Annotated in this window: 14 protein-coding genes; 8 read left to right on the forward strand and 6 right to left on the reverse strand. The window is 65.7% G+C overall.

Annotation, left to right across the window (positions count from 1 at the left end; genetic code table 11):
• Positions 1-48: 48 nt before the first annotated feature.
• The 4 genes from pgeF to lgt are packed head-to-tail and all read right to left on the reverse strand — an operon-like array spanning position 49 to position 3,278.
• The gene (pgeF, locus tag H7692_RS13110; protein WP_222137096.1) at positions 49-831 is read right to left on the reverse strand and encodes a peptidoglycan editing factor PgeF; all 783 of its coding nucleotides are present in this window, start codon (positions 829-831) and stop codon (positions 49-51) included.
• Positions 828-1,346, reverse strand: a complete 519-nt coding sequence (locus H7692_RS13115) for a GNAT family N-acetyltransferase (RefSeq protein ID WP_222137097.1) — start codon at positions 1,344-1,346, stop codon at positions 828-830. Before H7692_RS13115 ends, pgeF begins: the two co-directional genes overlap by 4 nt.
• Complete coding sequence (locus tag H7692_RS13120; protein WP_227340327.1) at positions 1,343-2,371, reverse strand: class I SAM-dependent methyltransferase; 1,029 nt, start codon at positions 2,369-2,371, stop codon at positions 1,343-1,345. The genes H7692_RS13115 and H7692_RS13120 overlap by 4 nt, the downstream gene beginning before the upstream one ends.
• 25 nt (positions 2,372-2,396) lie before the next feature.
• On the reverse strand, positions 2,397-3,278 hold the full coding sequence (gene lgt / locus H7692_RS13125; protein ID WP_222137098.1) for a prolipoprotein diacylglyceryl transferase: 882 nt from the start codon (positions 3,276-3,278) through the stop codon (positions 2,397-2,399).
• Between the two features lie 75 nt (positions 3,279-3,353).
• Here lgt and H7692_RS13130 point away from each other — a divergent pair, with 75 nt between their 5' ends.
• The 4 genes from H7692_RS13130 to H7692_RS13145 are packed head-to-tail and all read left to right on the forward strand — an operon-like array spanning position 3,354 to position 8,028.
• Complete coding sequence (locus tag H7692_RS13130) at positions 3,354-5,066, forward strand: class I adenylate-forming enzyme family protein (RefSeq protein ID WP_222137099.1); 1,713 nt, start codon at positions 3,354-3,356, stop codon at positions 5,064-5,066.
• A gap of 30 nt (positions 5,067-5,096) precedes the next feature.
• Positions 5,097-5,963, forward strand: a complete 867-nt coding sequence (locus tag H7692_RS13135; RefSeq protein WP_201927858.1) for a cytochrome b/b6 domain-containing protein — start codon at positions 5,097-5,099, stop codon at positions 5,961-5,963.
• Positions 5,960-6,739 carry a molybdopterin-binding protein gene (locus H7692_RS13140; RefSeq protein ID WP_222137100.1) on the forward strand — a complete coding sequence of 260 codons (780 nt, stop codon included), beginning with the start codon at positions 5,960-5,962 and terminating at the stop codon, positions 6,737-6,739. The genes H7692_RS13135 and H7692_RS13140 overlap by 4 nt, the downstream gene beginning before the upstream one ends.
• A gap of 41 nt (positions 6,740-6,780) precedes the next feature.
• On the forward strand, positions 6,781-8,028 hold the full coding sequence (locus tag H7692_RS13145; RefSeq protein ID WP_222137101.1) for an SAM-dependent methyltransferase: 1,248 nt from the start codon (positions 6,781-6,783) through the stop codon (positions 8,026-8,028).
• 32 nt (positions 8,029-8,060) lie between these two features.
• Here H7692_RS13145 and H7692_RS13150 read toward each other — a convergent pair whose 3' ends face one another.
• Positions 8,061-8,498 (reverse strand): DUF1801 domain-containing protein, encoded by a 438-nt coding sequence (locus H7692_RS13150; protein ID WP_222137102.1) that lies wholly within the window; start codon positions 8,496-8,498, stop codon positions 8,061-8,063.
• 76 nt (positions 8,499-8,574) lie between these two features.
• Here H7692_RS13150 and H7692_RS13155 point away from each other — a divergent pair, with 76 nt between their 5' ends.
• From H7692_RS13155 to H7692_RS13165, 3 genes are read left to right on the forward strand one after another with little or no spacing between them, the layout of a single operon-like run.
• Positions 8,575-9,792, forward strand: a complete 1,218-nt coding sequence (locus tag H7692_RS13155) for an argininosuccinate synthase (protein WP_222137103.1) — start codon at positions 8,575-8,577, stop codon at positions 9,790-9,792.
• Between the two features lie 49 nt (positions 9,793-9,841).
• Positions 9,842-10,843, forward strand: coding sequence for a threonine aldolase family protein (locus H7692_RS13160; RefSeq protein ID WP_222137363.1), 1,002 nt, complete (start codon positions 9,842-9,844; stop codon positions 10,841-10,843).
• Complete coding sequence (locus tag H7692_RS13165) at positions 10,840-11,805, forward strand: DMT family transporter (RefSeq protein ID WP_222137104.1); 966 nt, start codon at positions 10,840-10,842, stop codon at positions 11,803-11,805. The genes H7692_RS13160 and H7692_RS13165 overlap by 4 nt, the downstream gene beginning before the upstream one ends.
• 66 nt (positions 11,806-11,871) lie before the next feature.
• Here H7692_RS13165 and murA read toward each other — a convergent pair whose 3' ends face one another.
• Positions 11,872-13,155 (reverse strand): UDP-N-acetylglucosamine 1-carboxyvinyltransferase, encoded by a 1,284-nt coding sequence (gene murA / locus H7692_RS13170; protein WP_227340328.1) that lies wholly within the window; start codon positions 13,153-13,155, stop codon positions 11,872-11,874.
• A 248-nt stretch (positions 13,156-13,403) separates the two neighbouring features.
• Between murA and H7692_RS13175 the strand changes: the two genes are divergently transcribed.
• Positions 13,404-14,372 carry a DUF3011 domain-containing protein gene (locus H7692_RS13175; RefSeq protein WP_227340329.1) on the forward strand — a complete coding sequence of 323 codons (969 nt, stop codon included), beginning with the start codon at positions 13,404-13,406 and terminating at the stop codon, positions 14,370-14,372.
• Positions 14,373-14,489: the final 117 nt, after the last annotated feature.

Genomic DNA, 14,489 nt, shown 5'->3' on the forward strand with positions numbered 1-14,489 from the left:
AAGCGTTGGGCCGCATCGGCGAGATTCCGGCTTTCGCCGGAATGACGATCAATGGTCTTGGGCCGCCTGATTGGCGATCCCGATTATCGATATCTGCCGGCCATAGCCGCCTTCGCCGCGCAGGCACGCGCGGCGATAGCTGAAATAGTCGGCCTCTTCGGCGCAAGTATCCTGCCCGCCGATGTCGACCCTGCCCACACCCGCTGCGGCGAGGCGCGCGGCGACATAGGCGGCGATGTCGAACATCGCGTGACCGGGGCGACCGGCGGCGAAGAAATGTTCGTTGGCTGCGTCGACGGCGCAGAAGCGATCGACGAAGACCATGTCGACCTCATAGGAGCCGCGGCCAATGCACGGGCCAATGGCGGCGGCAATATGGTCGCGCCGCGCGCCGAGGCTTTCCATTGCGGCGAGCGTCCTGTCGGTGACACCCGCGAGCGCGCCCTTCCACCCCGCATGCGCCGCGCCGACGACGCCCGCTTCGGCATCGGCGAACAGCACGGGCACGCAGTCGGCGGTGAGGATGGCGAGCAGGATGCCCGGTGTGCGCGTCGCGAGCGAATCGGCCTCGGGCCGTGCGGCAAGGTCGCTGGCCGCATCGACGATGACGCAGCGTGCGCCATGGACCTGATAAAGCCCGGTAAGCGCCGCGCCCGGCAGCACCGCGTCGGCGGCGCGGCGGCGGTTCTCGGCGATCAGCGCGGGATCGTCGCCCGACCCGAGCCCGCAGTTGAGCGAGGCGAGCTCGCCCGTCGACACGCCGCCCTGACGCCCGAAAAATCCGTGCGGGACTCCGGCCAGCGGAGCGGCGGTGGCGAAGGGCGGGGTCAAAGGTCGAGCCTCCAGATGCGGTCCTCGTCGACATGATTGCCGACGCGAAAGGCGTTGCGACCGACATCGACGAAACCATAGCGGCGATAAAAAGCCTGCGCGCGCGGATTTTCGGTGAAGACCGACAGATAGAGGATCGCAGCGCGTGCCCGCGCCCAGACGATGCCCCAGTCCATCAGCGCGGCGGCGATGCCGCGGCCTTTGGCTTCCTCTGCGACATAAAGCTGGTGCAGCTCGACCGCATTGTCGGCAGGCTGTCCGGCGGGGAGGTCGAAATCGACCGGGCCGAGCTTGGCGAAGCCGGCGATGGTGCCGTCCCCATTTCGCACGAGCGCGATCGCCCAGTCGGGATCGGCGATCTGCGCGCGCAGCCGTTCGGGCGGGTTCCAGCCGGAAAGGAAGGCGGCAAGGTCGGCGGGATCGTAAATATGGCCGAAAGTGGCGGCGAAAGACGCCTCGGCAAAGGCCGACAGCGCTTCGGCGTCGCGCGCGGTCGCGAGTTCGATCTGGGTCATGCCGCCATCCCGAAGCCTTCGGGGCGCGGCCAGCCGGACGCGGTCACCGCCATCGCCTTGAACAAGTCGCCCATCGCCCCGGTGTCGACGAGCCGGTCGCGCTGGCCGGTCAGCTCCTCCGCGCGGTCGGGCGCGGCGGCGGACAGGCCTGCGAGCCGCGCGTCGATGCCCATCGCGCGCAGCAAGGCGCCCTGCGTCACGGGGCCGTGGACGATTGCCCCCGCGCGCCGCGCGACCTCTGCCAGCGGGGCAAAATCGACGTGCGCGGTCAGGTCGACCTCGCCGGGGTCGGCGAAGGGGTCGGCATATTTGTGCGCCTTAACCGCCTGAAGCGTGTCGCCCGCTGCCGGGCCGACATGGCCATAGTCGATCGCGAGCATCGCGCCGCCCTGCCGTGCGAGGCGAAAGGCGCAGGCCTGCATGACGGCGGCGGAGGCGGGGGCGGTCTCGACGATCGCGCCCTCGTCGGCATCGCGCAGCGCGGCGGGGACGGCATCGTCGGCGGGCACATCGCCGGGAACCGCGTGCAGCCGCCCGTCGCGGCGCACGACCATGCGTTCGCGCCATCCGTCGCCGGTGCGGACATATTGGTGGACCGGCAGCGCGTCGAAAAATTCGTTCGCGACGATGACGAGCGGCGTGTCGGAGGGCAGCGCCGCGACCTCGTCATGATGCTCGGCCTGCGCGATGCGTGACAGTTGGGCAGAGCGCAGCGCCGCGCTCGTCTCGACAAGCTCGACGCCGGCGGGCGTGCAGCCGAAACGCGTCATCACCCGCAGCGCATCGGCGGCGAGCGTGCCGCGGCCGGGGCCGAGCTCGACATAGCGAAAGGCGGGGCGCCCCGCGCGCGTCCACAGGTCGGCGATCCAGATGCCGACCATTTCGCCGAACATCTGGCTGATCTCGGGCGCGGTGGTGAAATCGCCCGAGGCGCCGAGCGGGTCGCGCGTCGCATAATAGTGCGCATTGGCGGCCGCCATATAATCGGCGACGCTCACCCCCCGCGCCGCCGCGATTTCGGTCAAAAGCTGCGCCGGTGAGGGCGGGCGGTCAGGCAATGCTGTCGGTTCCCGCGACCGGTTCGACGCGCTGGCGGCGGCCTTTGGCAGTCGCGACGAGCCATAGGCCAATCGCAATCATCGGGACCGTCAGCCACTGGCCCATCGACAGGCCCGTCGCCTCGACCACCCATAGCCGCTGGACATCGGGCTCGCGTACGAACTCGACCGCAAAGCGGCTGATGCCATAGATGATCGACGCCATGCCGACGAGAAAGCCGGGCTTGTAACGCGCGTCGGTGCGCCAGAAGAACCAGGCGAGCACCGCCATCATCACCAGCCCCTCGAGCCCCGCTTCGTAAAGCTGGCTCGGGTGGCGCGGCAGATCGCCTGCCCCGCCCGGGAAGACGATCGCCCATGGCACCGTCGTTACGCGGCCCCACAGTTCGCCGTTGACGAAATTGGCGACGCGCCCGAGGAACAGGCCGAAGGGGACGACGCAGGCAATATAGTCGCAAAAGCGCAGGAAGCTCAGCTTTTCCTTGCGCGTCACATACCAGATGGCGGCCAGCACGCCGAGGACGCCGCCGTGGAGCGACATGCCGCCGTCCCACAGCCGGAGGATCGCCACCGGGTCGGCGATATAGGCTTCGAGATTATAGAAAAGGACATAACCGAGCCGTCCGCCGAGGATGATCCCGAGCATGGCATAGAAGATCATGTCGTCGGCGTGGCGCCGCGCCATCGGGGCGCCGGGCTGTGCAATCAGCTTGAGCAGATACCAATAGCCGAGGAAGATTCCGGCAAGATATGCAAGCGCATACCAGCGGATCGGCAGGCCGAAGACGCTGAACGCAATCTCGCTGTTCGCCCCCATCATCTCTTGGAAGTTCACATATTGCGTTGCGTCCGCTAGGGTTGCAAAAAGAAACATAAATATCTCGGACCTTCCCCAGAAGAGGCTTCCCCATAAGGGGTAAGTGCGACGAGACCAAGAGGAGAGTACCCGATGCCATCCGCGCTCGATTTGCGCCTGGAAGCCGCCTATAATCTGATCACAGGCCCCGGCGGTCCGATCCAGGTCGGGACCGTCGAACGCCACGGGCGCGAGATGCCCTTCATCACCAATGCGCCGACGAATCTGGCCGATTATGTTGCGTTTTTTTGTGCGCAGCATGGCGATGCGACCTTTCTGGTCGAAGGCGAGGCGCGGCTGAGCTTTCGCGAATTTTATGGCGCGGCGCGCAGGGTCTCGGCCGCGCTCGTCGAGGCGCATGGGGTGAAGCGCGGCGACCGAGTGGGACTTGCGATGCGCAACGCCAACGCCTGGTGCGTGACCTATGTCGGCATCCTGCTCGCCGGCGGCTGCGCGACCTTGCTCAACGGTTGGTGGCAGGGCGGCGAACTCGCGGCCGGGATCGACGATGCCGAGGCAAAGCTGGTGATCGCCGACGTCCAGCGCGCGGCGCGGCTTGCCGAACCCGGCGTGTCGCACGGCGCAAAGGTCATCACGCTCGACATCGCGCAGCCCCTCGACAAGGCGCTCGCGCCGATCACCGGGGCGGGCGGCGGTACTGAAACCGAACTGCCCAAGCTGGGAGGCGACGATCTTGCCACGATCCTTTTCACATCGGGATCGACCGGCCAGTCGAAGGGCGCCTATTCGCGGCACGAGGCGATCTGTCAGGCGGTCTTCAACTATGTCACGCAGACGGCGAGCATCGTCCATCTGCTGACCGAGGACGGGCAGATGTCGGAGCTTCAGCCCGCGACGCTGGTATGCACGCCGCTGTTCCACGTCACGGCCGAAATTCCGGTGTTCCTGCAAAGCTTTGCGCTCGGGCGCAAGCTCGTGCTGATGCCCAAATGGAATGCCGAGGAGGCGATGCGGCTGATCCAGGACGAACAGTGCAACTATTTCGTCGGGGTTCCGCTGATGAGCTATGAAATACTCGTTCACCCCAACCGCAAGAATTACGACTTGTCGACGTGCAAGAGCTATGCGGGCGGCGGCGCGCCGCGTCCGCCCGAGCATGTCAAACGGCTCGCGACCGAGATGGGCGAGGGCAAGCCTTTGCTCGGCTATGGCCTCACCGAAACCAACGCGGTCGGATGCGGCATCATCAACGAGAATTACCTCGCCAAGCCGCTGTCGACCGGGCCGGCGTCGAAGCCGCTCGTCGACCTTGCGATCCTCGACGACGATGGCGAACGCCTCCCGCAGGGCGGGGTCGGCGAAGTGTGCATCCGTTCGGTGTGCAATTTCGACGGCTATTGGAACAATGAGGCGGCGACCAAGGCGGCCTTTTTCCCCAATGGATATTTCCGCACCGGCGACCTCGGCTATCTCGACGAGGATGGCTATTTGTTCATCGTCGACCGCAAGAAGGACATCATCATCCGCGGCGGCGAGAACATCAGCTGCCAGGAGGTCGAGGCGGCGATTTACGCGCACCCCGAGGCGAACGAGTGCGCGGTGTTCGGACTGCCCGACGAACGGCTCGGCGAAGTCGTGGGCGCGGTGATCTGGATGAAGCCGGGAAGCAGCGTCGATGCCGACGCCATGTGCTCCTTCCTCGGCCAGCGGCTCGCGTCCTACAAGGTTCCGTGCAAGATCTGGATGTCGGACGACGCGCTGCCCAAGCTGGGCAGCGAAAAGATCGACAAGGTCAGTTTGCGCAACCGGTTCCGCGAGGAATATAAGGCCGAAGTCGCCGCGTAACCGGCGAAGCGGAGGGAGCGAACAGGAGACATGGCCGACGCTACGCCTCCTGCCGCTCCTGCCGCTCCCGCCGCACCGCCGCCGAAGCGCGTTTATCGTCACCGGCTTCCAGCGCGCATCTGGCACTGGACCAATGCCGTGACCCTGCTCGTCCTGCTGATGAGCGGGCTGATGATCTTCAACGCGCACCCGCGTCTCTATTGGGGGCAATATGGCGCGAACCACGATCCGGCGTGGCTGGTGATCGGCGCGACCGAGGACAGCGGTTTTCTGCGCGTCGGATCGCTGCGCGTCGAGACGACGGGCGTGCTCGGGCGCTGGACCGACAGCGCGGGCGTCGAAAAGACCTGGGCGTTTCCGGGCTGGGCGACGATCCCGACGCGCTACAGCCTTGCCGACGGGCGGCGCTGGCACCTCTTTTTCGCCTGGGTGCTCGCGATCAGCCTGACGCTTTACATGCTGTGGACGGTGTTCGGAGGTCATTTGCGCAAGGATTTGCATGTCCGCCGCGCCGAATGGTCGCCGCGCCATATCTGGCACGACATCAAGGAGCATGCGCGGCTGCGCTTCCCGACCGGCGAGGCGGCGGCGCGTTACAATATCCTCCAGAAGCTGAGCTATATCGGGGTAATTTTCGTGCTGTTGCCGCTGATGATCGCGACGGGGTTGACGATGTCGCCCGGAATGAATGCAGCGGCGCCGTGGATGCTCGACCTGTTCGGGGGACGGCAGAGCGCGCGGTCGATCCACTTCATCGCGGCATGGGCGCTCGTTGCTTTCTTTCTCGTCCACATCGCGATGGTGCTGCTCGCCGGTCCGGTGAACGAGATCCGGTCGATGGTGACGGGCTGGTTCCGGCTGCCCGAGCCGAAGGATGTGAAGGACATGGGCGCATGAGCGGCGTCGTCATCCTGCGCCGCCGCCTGCTCACGCGCGCGGGCGGCCTTGTTGCGACCGCCGGGGCGCTACCGCTGCTCGCCGGGTGCGACGCGATCAACGATGCGCCCGCGGTCCGCAAGATATTGTCGATGGGCGAGGAGATGAACCGCGCGAGCCAGCGCGCGCTGATGGACCGCAATGCGCTGGCGCGCGAATTTTCCCGCGCCGACCTGTCGCCCGTCTTTCGCGCGAACGGAACCCGCCTGCCGCCGGGTGCAGACTATGCCGCGCACGCGGCGCGGGGTTTTGCCGACTGGCGCGTCGCGGTGACAGGACTTGTCGCGCGGCCGCTGTCGCTGTCGATGGCCGACATTCGCGCGATGCCCCAGCGCTCGCAGATCACGCGCCACGATTGCGTCGAGGGGTGGAGCGCGATCGGCGAATGGACGGGGCCGCAGCTTGCGACGATCCTGAAGGCGGCGGGGGTGCGCGATGCCGCGCGCTATATCGTCTTCCGCTGCGCCGACCGGCTCGGCGACGCGCTCTATTATGAAAGCTGCGACATGATCGACGCACGCCACCCGCAGACGATCCTTGCCTGGGCGCTCAACGGCGCGGTGCTGCCGATCGCCAATGGCGCGCCGCTGCGCCTGCGGCTCGAGCGGCAATTGGGGTATAAGCACGCCAAATATCTGACCGGCATCGAGGCGGTCGCCAGCCTCGACGGCATCGGCCGGGGCAAGGGCGGCTATTGGGAAGACCGCGTCGATTATGAATGGTATGCCGGTATCTGATTGAAGGAAAAGCGATTCGAAGTCGCAGACGAGTGACCGCCATGTCGATACTCTCCCCCTTTCTCTCGCGCGTCATCCACAAGGGGCGCCTGACCGTCACCGGTCCCGACGGGGCGGTCGAAATCTATGGCACGCCCACGCCGGGTTTTCCCGAGGTCGCGATCCGTTTCACCAGCCGCAAGGGGATGCGCCGCATCATCCTCGACCCGCGGCTCGGCGCCGCCGAAGCCTTCATGGACGGCGAGATGCTGATCGAGCAGGGCGACATCATGGAGCTGGTCGCGCTGCTGCGCATGAACACGCCGTGGGATCGCGGCGCCAAACTCAAGGACAAGGGGCCGGTCGGCGAAGCGGTCGATTGGGTCAAGACGCGCATCGATTCGATCAATCGCCGCAGCCGTTCACGGTCGAACGTCGCGCATCATTACGACATCGGCAACGAGCTTTATCGCATCTTCCTCGATGCCGACATGCAATATAGCTGCGCCTACTGGCCGCGCGACGATATGACGCTCGACGAAGCGCAGGAAGCGAAGAAGGTGCATATCGCGGCAAAGCTTGCGCTTGCGCCGGGGCAGCGGGTGCTCGACATCGGTTGCGGCTGGGGCGGGATGGCGATCACGCTCGCGAAGCTCGCCGACGTCGAGGTGCTTGGCATCACCCTTTCGCACGAACAGCTCGCGCTTGCGCAGGAGCGCGCGGCAGCGGCGGGCGTGGCCGACCGCGTGCGGTTCGAGCTGATCGACTATCGCGACCTTGCCGCGCGCGAGGCGGGGCGCTTCGACCGCATCGTCTCGGTGGGCATGTTCGAACATGTCGGCGCGCGCAATTTCGATATTTTCTTCCGCGCCTGCGCCAACCTGATGACCGCCGACGGGGTGATGCTGCTCCACACGATCGGGCGGTTCGGAAAGCCCGGCTCGACCGACGCCTTCACGCGCAAATATATCTTCCCCGGCGGCTATATCCCCGCGCTCAGCGAGACGCTTGCGGCCAGTGAAAAGAGCCGGTTGATCGTCACCGACGTCGAAACGCTGCGGCTCCATTATGCCAAGACGCTACGCCATTGGTATGCCAACACGCTCGCGCACAAGGACGAGATCGTCGGACTCAAGGACGAGCGCTTCTATCGCATGTGGACCTTTTACCTCGCGGGTGCGACCGCGGCGTTCGAAAGCGGCGGAATGGGCAATTACCAGATCCAGTTCGCGCGCAGCCGCCACGCGCTGCCGCTGACGCGCGACTATATGGCGGCGGCGGAGGCGGGCTACACGCGCGTTGCAACGTAATCGTCATCCCGGTGAAAGCCGGGATGACGAGGTCAGGCGGGATAAAGCCGGTTCATGACGTCCCAGCTCAGCGCCACCAGCCCTTCGAGCGCGTCGAGGTCGACGTCGGCGAGCTTGTTGATGTAAAGACAGGATTTTCCGGTCTTGTGCTTGCCGAGCCGCGCGAACAGCGCGTCGGCCTCGGCCTGCCGGTCGCAGTAATTGCCCATCAGATAGACGGTCATCGCCGCCTTGCGCGGGCTGAATCCCGCGCGGCACATCGTTCCCGAATGGCCGCTGTCATAGACATAGTCATAGCTGCCATAGCCGATAATCGACGGCCCCCACATTTTGGGCTCGAAGCCGGTGACGCGGCGGTGGATGGCGTCGACGATGCGCGCTTCCTCGCGCCGCCTTTCGTGCGGAACCGCTGCGATAAAGTCATCGACCGCGACGTCGGTGGCCTTGGTCTTGATTTCCGCCTTGCCCATAAGGCCTCCCCGCCGCTTGCGCCGCAACCGGCAGCCTGCTAGCCGCGCCCGCGTCTTTCCAGCCAAAGGTACAGCCATGACCGATTCCATCAAGCGCGTTGTCCTCGCCTATTCGGGCGGCCTCGACACGAGCGTCATCCTGAAATGGCTGCAGGTTACCTATGGCTGCGAGGTCGTGACCTTCACCGCCGATCTGGGGCAGGGCGAAGAGCTGGAACCCGCGCGCGCCAAGGCCGAGCTGATGGGGATCAAGCCCGAGCATATCTATATCGACGACCTGAAAGAGGAGTTCGTCCGCGACTTCGTCTTCCCGATGATGCGCGCCAATGCGCGCTACGAGGGCGATTACCTGCTCGGCACCTCGATCGCGCGCCCGCTGATCTCGAAACGGCTGGTCGAGATTGCGAAGGAAACCGGCGCCGACGCGGTGGCGCACGGTGCGACGGGCAAGGGCAATGACCAGGTGCGTTTCGAACTGAGCGCCTATGCGCTCAACCCCGACATCAAGGTGATCGCGCCGTGGCGCGACTGGGACCTCACCAGTCGCACCGCATTGATCGCCTGGGCCGAAAAGCATCAGATTCCGGTTCCCAAGGACAAGCGCGGCGAAAGTCCCTTCTCGACCGACGCGAACCTCCTCCACACTTCGTCCGAAGGCAAGGTGCTCGAAGATCCGTGGGAGGAAACGCCCGACTATGTCTATTCGCGCACGGTCAATCCCGAAGACGCGCCCGACGCGCCCGAATATATCACGATCGATTTCGAGCACGGCGATGGCGTCGCGCTCAACGGGCAGGCGATGTCGCCCGCGACGCTGCTCGCGGCATTGAACGACCTTGGCCGCAAGCATGGCATCGGCCGCCTCGACCTTGTCGAGAACCGCTTCGTCGGGATGAAGTCGCGCGGCATGTACGAAACGCCCGGCGGCGAGATTTATGCCCGCGCGCATCGCGGCATCGAAAGCATCACGCTCGACCGCGGCGCGGCGCATCTGAAAGACGAACTGATGCCGAAATATGCCGAGCTCATCTATAACGGCTTCTGGTTCGCGCCCGAGCGCGAGATGCTGCAGGCGGCGATCGACCACAGCCAGCAGAAGGTGACCGGCACGGTGCGGCTCAAGCTCTACAAGGGCAATGCGAGCGTCGTCGGCCGCAAATCGCCGCACAGCCTGTACAGCGAGCGTCATGTGACGTTCGAGGACGATGCCGGCGCCTATGACCAGAAGGATGCGGCGGGTTTCATCAAGCTCAACGCGCTGCGTTTGAAGCTGCTCGCGCGCCAGTCGAAATGAGGGCTTAGCAGCCGCGCTGCGCTGCGCTAAGGGCGGCGGCATGACAGCCATGCGCTTCTTCTCCGACAACGCCGCGACGGTGCATCCCGCGGTGATGGAGGCCTTGGCGGCCGCCAACCATGTCGACACCGCCTATGACGGCGACGCGCTCAGCCAGTCGCTCGACCGCACCTTTTCGGACTTGTTCGAGACGTCGTGCGAAGTCGTCTGGGTGTCGACGGGGACCGCGGCGAACAGCATCATCCTCGCGCATTTCGTGCGGCCGTGGCAGGGCATTCTCTGTCACGAGGAAGCGCATATCGAGGTCGACGAATGCGGCGCGCCGACCTTTTACTCGGGCGGCGCCAAGCTGATGCCGCTGCCGGGGCGCGGCGCGAAGATCGACATCGAAGCGCTCAAGACGCGGCTTGCCGGCATCCGCAAGGATGTGCACCAGGTCCAGCCCGCAGCGATCAGCATCACCAACGCGACCGAATATGGCCTGTCATGGGAGCCGGGCGAAGTCGGGGCGATCGGCGAGGTAGCGAAGGCCGAGGGGCTGAAGCTGCACATGGACGGCGCGCGCTTTGCCAATGCCGTCGCCTATCGCGGCTGTTCGCCCGCCGACGTCACGTGGCGCGCGGGGGTCGATGCACTGTCGTTCGGCTTCACCAAGAATGGCGCGATGATGGCCGAGGCGATCGTCTTTTTCGGCGGCAGCGGCGGCGCGGGCGTGCGCGAATTGAAGAAGCGCGGCGGGCACCTGCTGAGCAAGGGCCGCTTTGTCGCGGCGCAGATTTGCGCGATGCTGAAGGACGACCTCTGGCTGGCCAATGCGCGCGCGGCCAACGCCGGCGCCGCGGCGCTTGCCGAAGCGTGCGGCGACCGGCTGATGCACCCGGTCGAGGCGAATGAGCTGTTCGTCCGGCTGACCGCTGCCGAGGCGGCGCAATTGCGCGCCGCCGGTTTCGACTTTTACGATTGGGGCGAGGGCGCAGCGCGGCTCGTTGTGAGCTGGGACCAGGATGCGGCGACCGTGGCGCCGCTCGCAGCGGCGATCGCCGCGCTATGAGCGAGGCGCAGCCGACGCTGCTGACCCCGCGCGTCCTTGTCCCTTTCCTGCTCGTCACGCTGATCTGGGGATCGACGTGGATCGTCATCAAGGGACAGCTTGGCGTCGTTCCGCCGAGCTGGTCCGTCAGCTATCGTTTTTTCGTCGCAGGCGGCGCAATGTTCGCCTTTGCGGCGCTGCGCCGCGAGCGGCTGTTCCTTGACGGTCGCGGCCTCGGGTTCGCCGCCTTGCTCGGCGCTTCGCAGTTCGTCTTCAATTTCAACTTCGTCTATCGCGCCGAGGAATATATCGCCTCGGGCCTTGTCGCGGTGCTGTTCGCGCTGCTGATCGTGCCCAACACGCTGCTTGGCCGCCTGTTCCTGCGCACCCCGCTCGAGCGGCGCTTTCTGGTCGGCGCGGGGATTGCCATCGTCGGGGTCGCGATGATGATCCTGCACGAATATCGCGCCGCCGCGATCGGACCCGAAGCGGTCGTTATCGGCACGCTCTTCACGCTTGCCGGCGTGCTCAGCGCGTCGAGCGCCAACATCATGCAGGGCACCGGCTTTGCCCGTTCGCAATCGATGATCGTGATGCTCGCGTGGGCGATGCTGATCGGCGCGTGCGCCAACGGCCTGTTCGCCTTTGCGACGACCGGCGCGCCGCGTATCGAACAGAGCTTCGTCTATCTGGGCGGCATCGTCTATCTGGGCGTGATCGCCAGTGCGGTGACCTTTCCGCTCTATTTCAACATCATCCGCGCCGTCGGGCCGGGGCAGGCGGCCTGGTCGAGCGTGCTGATCCCGATCGTCGCGATGGGCATGTCGACACTGTTCGAGGGCTATCGCTGGGCGCCGCTGTCGATCGCGGGCGGCGCGGTCGCGCTCGTCGGGTTGGTAATCGCCGTCGCCAAGCGCCCCGAGCGTCCGACGGTCAGCGGCAACATGGTCGCGGTGCCGGTGGAAAACGACCCAAATACCTAGGGTCCTGACCTAAGGGTCCTGACCCTAGTTCCGTTTCGCTCGATGCGAACGGGAAAAGGCGGAAAATCAGCCCGCGCTGATCCGTTCGATGTCGGCGCCGACGGCCTGGAGTTTCTCCTCGAGCCGCTCGTATCCGCGGTCGAGGTGATAGACGCGGTTGACCTCGGTCTGCCCCTGCGCCGCCAGGCCCGCGATGATCAGGCTCATCGACGCGCGAAGGTCGGTCGCCATCACCGGTGCGCCGACAAGGTGATCGACGCCGCGCACCACCGCGGTGCGGCCCTTGACCTGAATGTCGCAGCCCATGCGCGCCAGTTCAGGAACGTGCATGTAGCGGTTCTCGAAGATCGTCTCGGTAAACAGCGACGCGCCGGTGCCGAGCGTGGCCATCGCCATGAACTGCGCCTGCATGTCGGTTGCGAAGCCGGGGTAGGGCGCGGTCGACAGCGTGACCGGCTGTGCGCGGCCCGACATGGCGACGCGGATGCCCGATTTCGTGCCTTCCACGGTCGCCCCTGCTTCGCGCAGCGCGGCCAGCGTCGCTTCCATCTCGCCGGCCTTCGCGCCGACGAGTTCGACATCGCCTTCGGTAATCACCGCGGCGCAGGCATAGCTGCCCGCCTCGATGCGGTCGGCCATGACGCGATAGGTCGCGCCGTGGAGCCGGTCGACGCCTTCGATCGTCAGCGTCTCGGTCCCGATCCCCTCGATATGTGCGCCCATCGCGACGAGGCAGTTGCAGAGGTCGACAATCTCGGGCTCGCGCGCCGCATTTTCGAGCACGCAGGTGCCTTTGGCCAGCACCGCCGCCATGACGGCGTTTTCGGTCGCGCCGACCGACACGACGGGAAAGGTGAATTTGCCGCCCGCGAGGCGTCCGCCGGGCGCGACGGCCTTCACATAGCCCGAGGCGAGTTCGATTTCGGCGCCAAAGGCTTCGAGCGCTTTGAGGTGCAGGTCGATCGGGCGGTTGCCGATCGCGCAGCCGCCGGGCAACGACACCGTCGCCTCGCCCGCGCGCGCGAGCAGCGGCCCGAGCACGAGGATCGACGCGCGCATCTTGCGGACGATGTCATAGGGCGCGACGGTCGAGGTGAGGGTCGTCGTGCGCGCGGTCATCACGCGGCCGAAATCTTCGGGCCGCGAACCTTCGATCGTCGTCGAACAGCCGAGCTGGTTGAGCAGGTGGCCGAAGCCGTCGACGTCGGCGAGCCGCGGCAGGTTGCGCAAGGTCAGCGGCTCGTCGGTGAGCAGCGCGCAGGGAAGCAGCGTGAGCGCGGCATTCTTGGCACCGGAAATGGGAATACGGCCCTTGAGTCGCTGGCCGCCGCGAATGACGATCTGATCCATCCGCCGTCCTTAGCGGATGCACGTCGGGGCGCAAGCTGCGGGCCGTCTTCGCGCGCCGGGGTCTCGTCTTCCGTCGAGCGGCGCGCGGGGCTGTCGGCGCGGATTCATCCTGTCGTCACAATATGATGGCAATCTGGCGAAAGATGTGGAAGCATGATGCGCGTTCACGGGCAGTAACAGGAAATATCGAACGACGACATCATGCATCGAGGGGAGGGGTTATGAGAAATCATATTGTATCCGCGATTGTGTCAACTTCACTGGCGATAGGTCCCGCAGGCGTTCCCGCCTTTGCACAGACGACTTTACCTGTTCCCGCCAATCCCGGTGGACCGCAGATCCAGCCGCCCCGTCCGTCGGATGGCTACAAGGGCTCGATCCGCTGCGAATCGCGCAACAACCAGATGCAGCGGTGCAATGTGCGCACCGACAATCGCGTTGCGATCAAGCGGGTGCTCGGCGGACGCTGCACGGCGAATCGGACATGGGGTTATTCGGCACGCCAGATCTGGGTGTCGGGCAATTGCCGTGCCGAATTTCATTATGGCTATGCGGGGGCGGTTCCCGTCCAGCCCGGCAATGATTTCGCCGGTACGGTTCGATGCGAGTCGCGCAGTGGACGCTATCAGCAGTGTAGCGTTACGACGCACGGTCGCGTCGAACTGGCCCGGCGCCTCGGCGGAACATGCAATGCCGGTCGCCAGTGGGGATATACTGCCAATTATATCTGGGTGAACAACGGCTGCCGTGCCGATTTCCGCTATGGCTACAATAATCTTGTGCCGCTGCCCGGACCCGAGCCCGAAAAGAAGAAAGGGCCAAGCACCGGATTGATCATCGGCGGAATTGTCGTCGCAGGCGGGCTGCTCGCGCTGCTGGCCAGCGGCAAGAAGAAAGCGGGATCGAACGAGGATGTGGCGCCCGAAGAGGTCGTGTCCCAGCCTGGCAGCGGTCCCGCGGCGCTCAGCGCCGATCTCGGCCAGTTGCCTGCCGCGGCGCGGCCATCGGTCCAGAACTGCATGAACGACGCCGCGCGCCAGATTGGCGTCACGGGCGGGACGCGCCTGTCCTACGACCGGCTGATCCACCTCGAGCAGGGCAATGGCGGCTGGCGCATTCGCGCCGCGATGACCGCAACCTATCCCGAGGGTGCGCGGACGATGGAGATCTATTGCCGGGCGACGCCGACGCAGATCGTCCAGCTCGATTTCAGCTGACGGGGTCTGGATTTCGGCGGGACGTCGGCTTTGGGTCGATCCCAGACCTACGTCATCCCGGCCTGCGCCGGGATGACGATATATGAACGTCGGCAATTGGCCGTAACCGGTTGCTTG

The organism is Sphingopyxis sp. P8 (assembly GCF_020622175.1).
GTDB lineage: Bacteria > Pseudomonadota > Alphaproteobacteria > Sphingomonadales > Sphingomonadaceae > Sphingopyxis > Sphingopyxis jiangsuensis.

Coding starts and splice junctions, on each gene's coding strand:
- H7692_RS13115 (WP_222137097.1), bottom strand. CDS start 1,346: ATGACCCAGATCGAACTCGCGACCGCGCGCGACGCCGAAGCGCTGTCG.
- H7692_RS13135 (WP_201927858.1), top strand. CDS start 5,097: ATGGCCGACGCTACGCCTCCTGCCGCTCCTGCCGCTCCCGCCGCACCG.
- H7692_RS13140 (WP_222137100.1), top strand. CDS start 5,960: ATGAGCGGCGTCGTCATCCTGCGCCGCCGCCTGCTCACGCGCGCGGGC.
- lgt (WP_222137098.1), bottom strand. CDS start 3,278: ATGTTTCTTTTTGCAACCCTAGCGGACGCAACGCAATATGTGAACTTC.
- H7692_RS13155 (WP_222137103.1), top strand. CDS start 8,575: ATGACCGATTCCATCAAGCGCGTTGTCCTCGCCTATTCGGGCGGCCTC.
- H7692_RS13165 (WP_222137104.1), top strand. CDS start 10,840: ATGAGCGAGGCGCAGCCGACGCTGCTGACCCCGCGCGTCCTTGTCCCT.
- murA (WP_227340328.1), bottom strand. CDS start 13,155: ATGGATCAGATCGTCATTCGCGGCGGCCAGCGACTCAAGGGCCGTATT.
- H7692_RS13150 (WP_222137102.1), bottom strand. CDS start 8,498: ATGGGCAAGGCGGAAATCAAGACCAAGGCCACCGACGTCGCGGTCGAT.
- H7692_RS13160 (WP_222137363.1), top strand. CDS start 9,842: ATGCGCTTCTTCTCCGACAACGCCGCGACGGTGCATCCCGCGGTGATG.
- H7692_RS13145 (WP_222137101.1), top strand. CDS start 6,781: ATGTCGATACTCTCCCCCTTTCTCTCGCGCGTCATCCACAAGGGGCGC.
- H7692_RS13130 (WP_222137099.1), top strand. CDS start 3,354: ATGCCATCCGCGCTCGATTTGCGCCTGGAAGCCGCCTATAATCTGATC.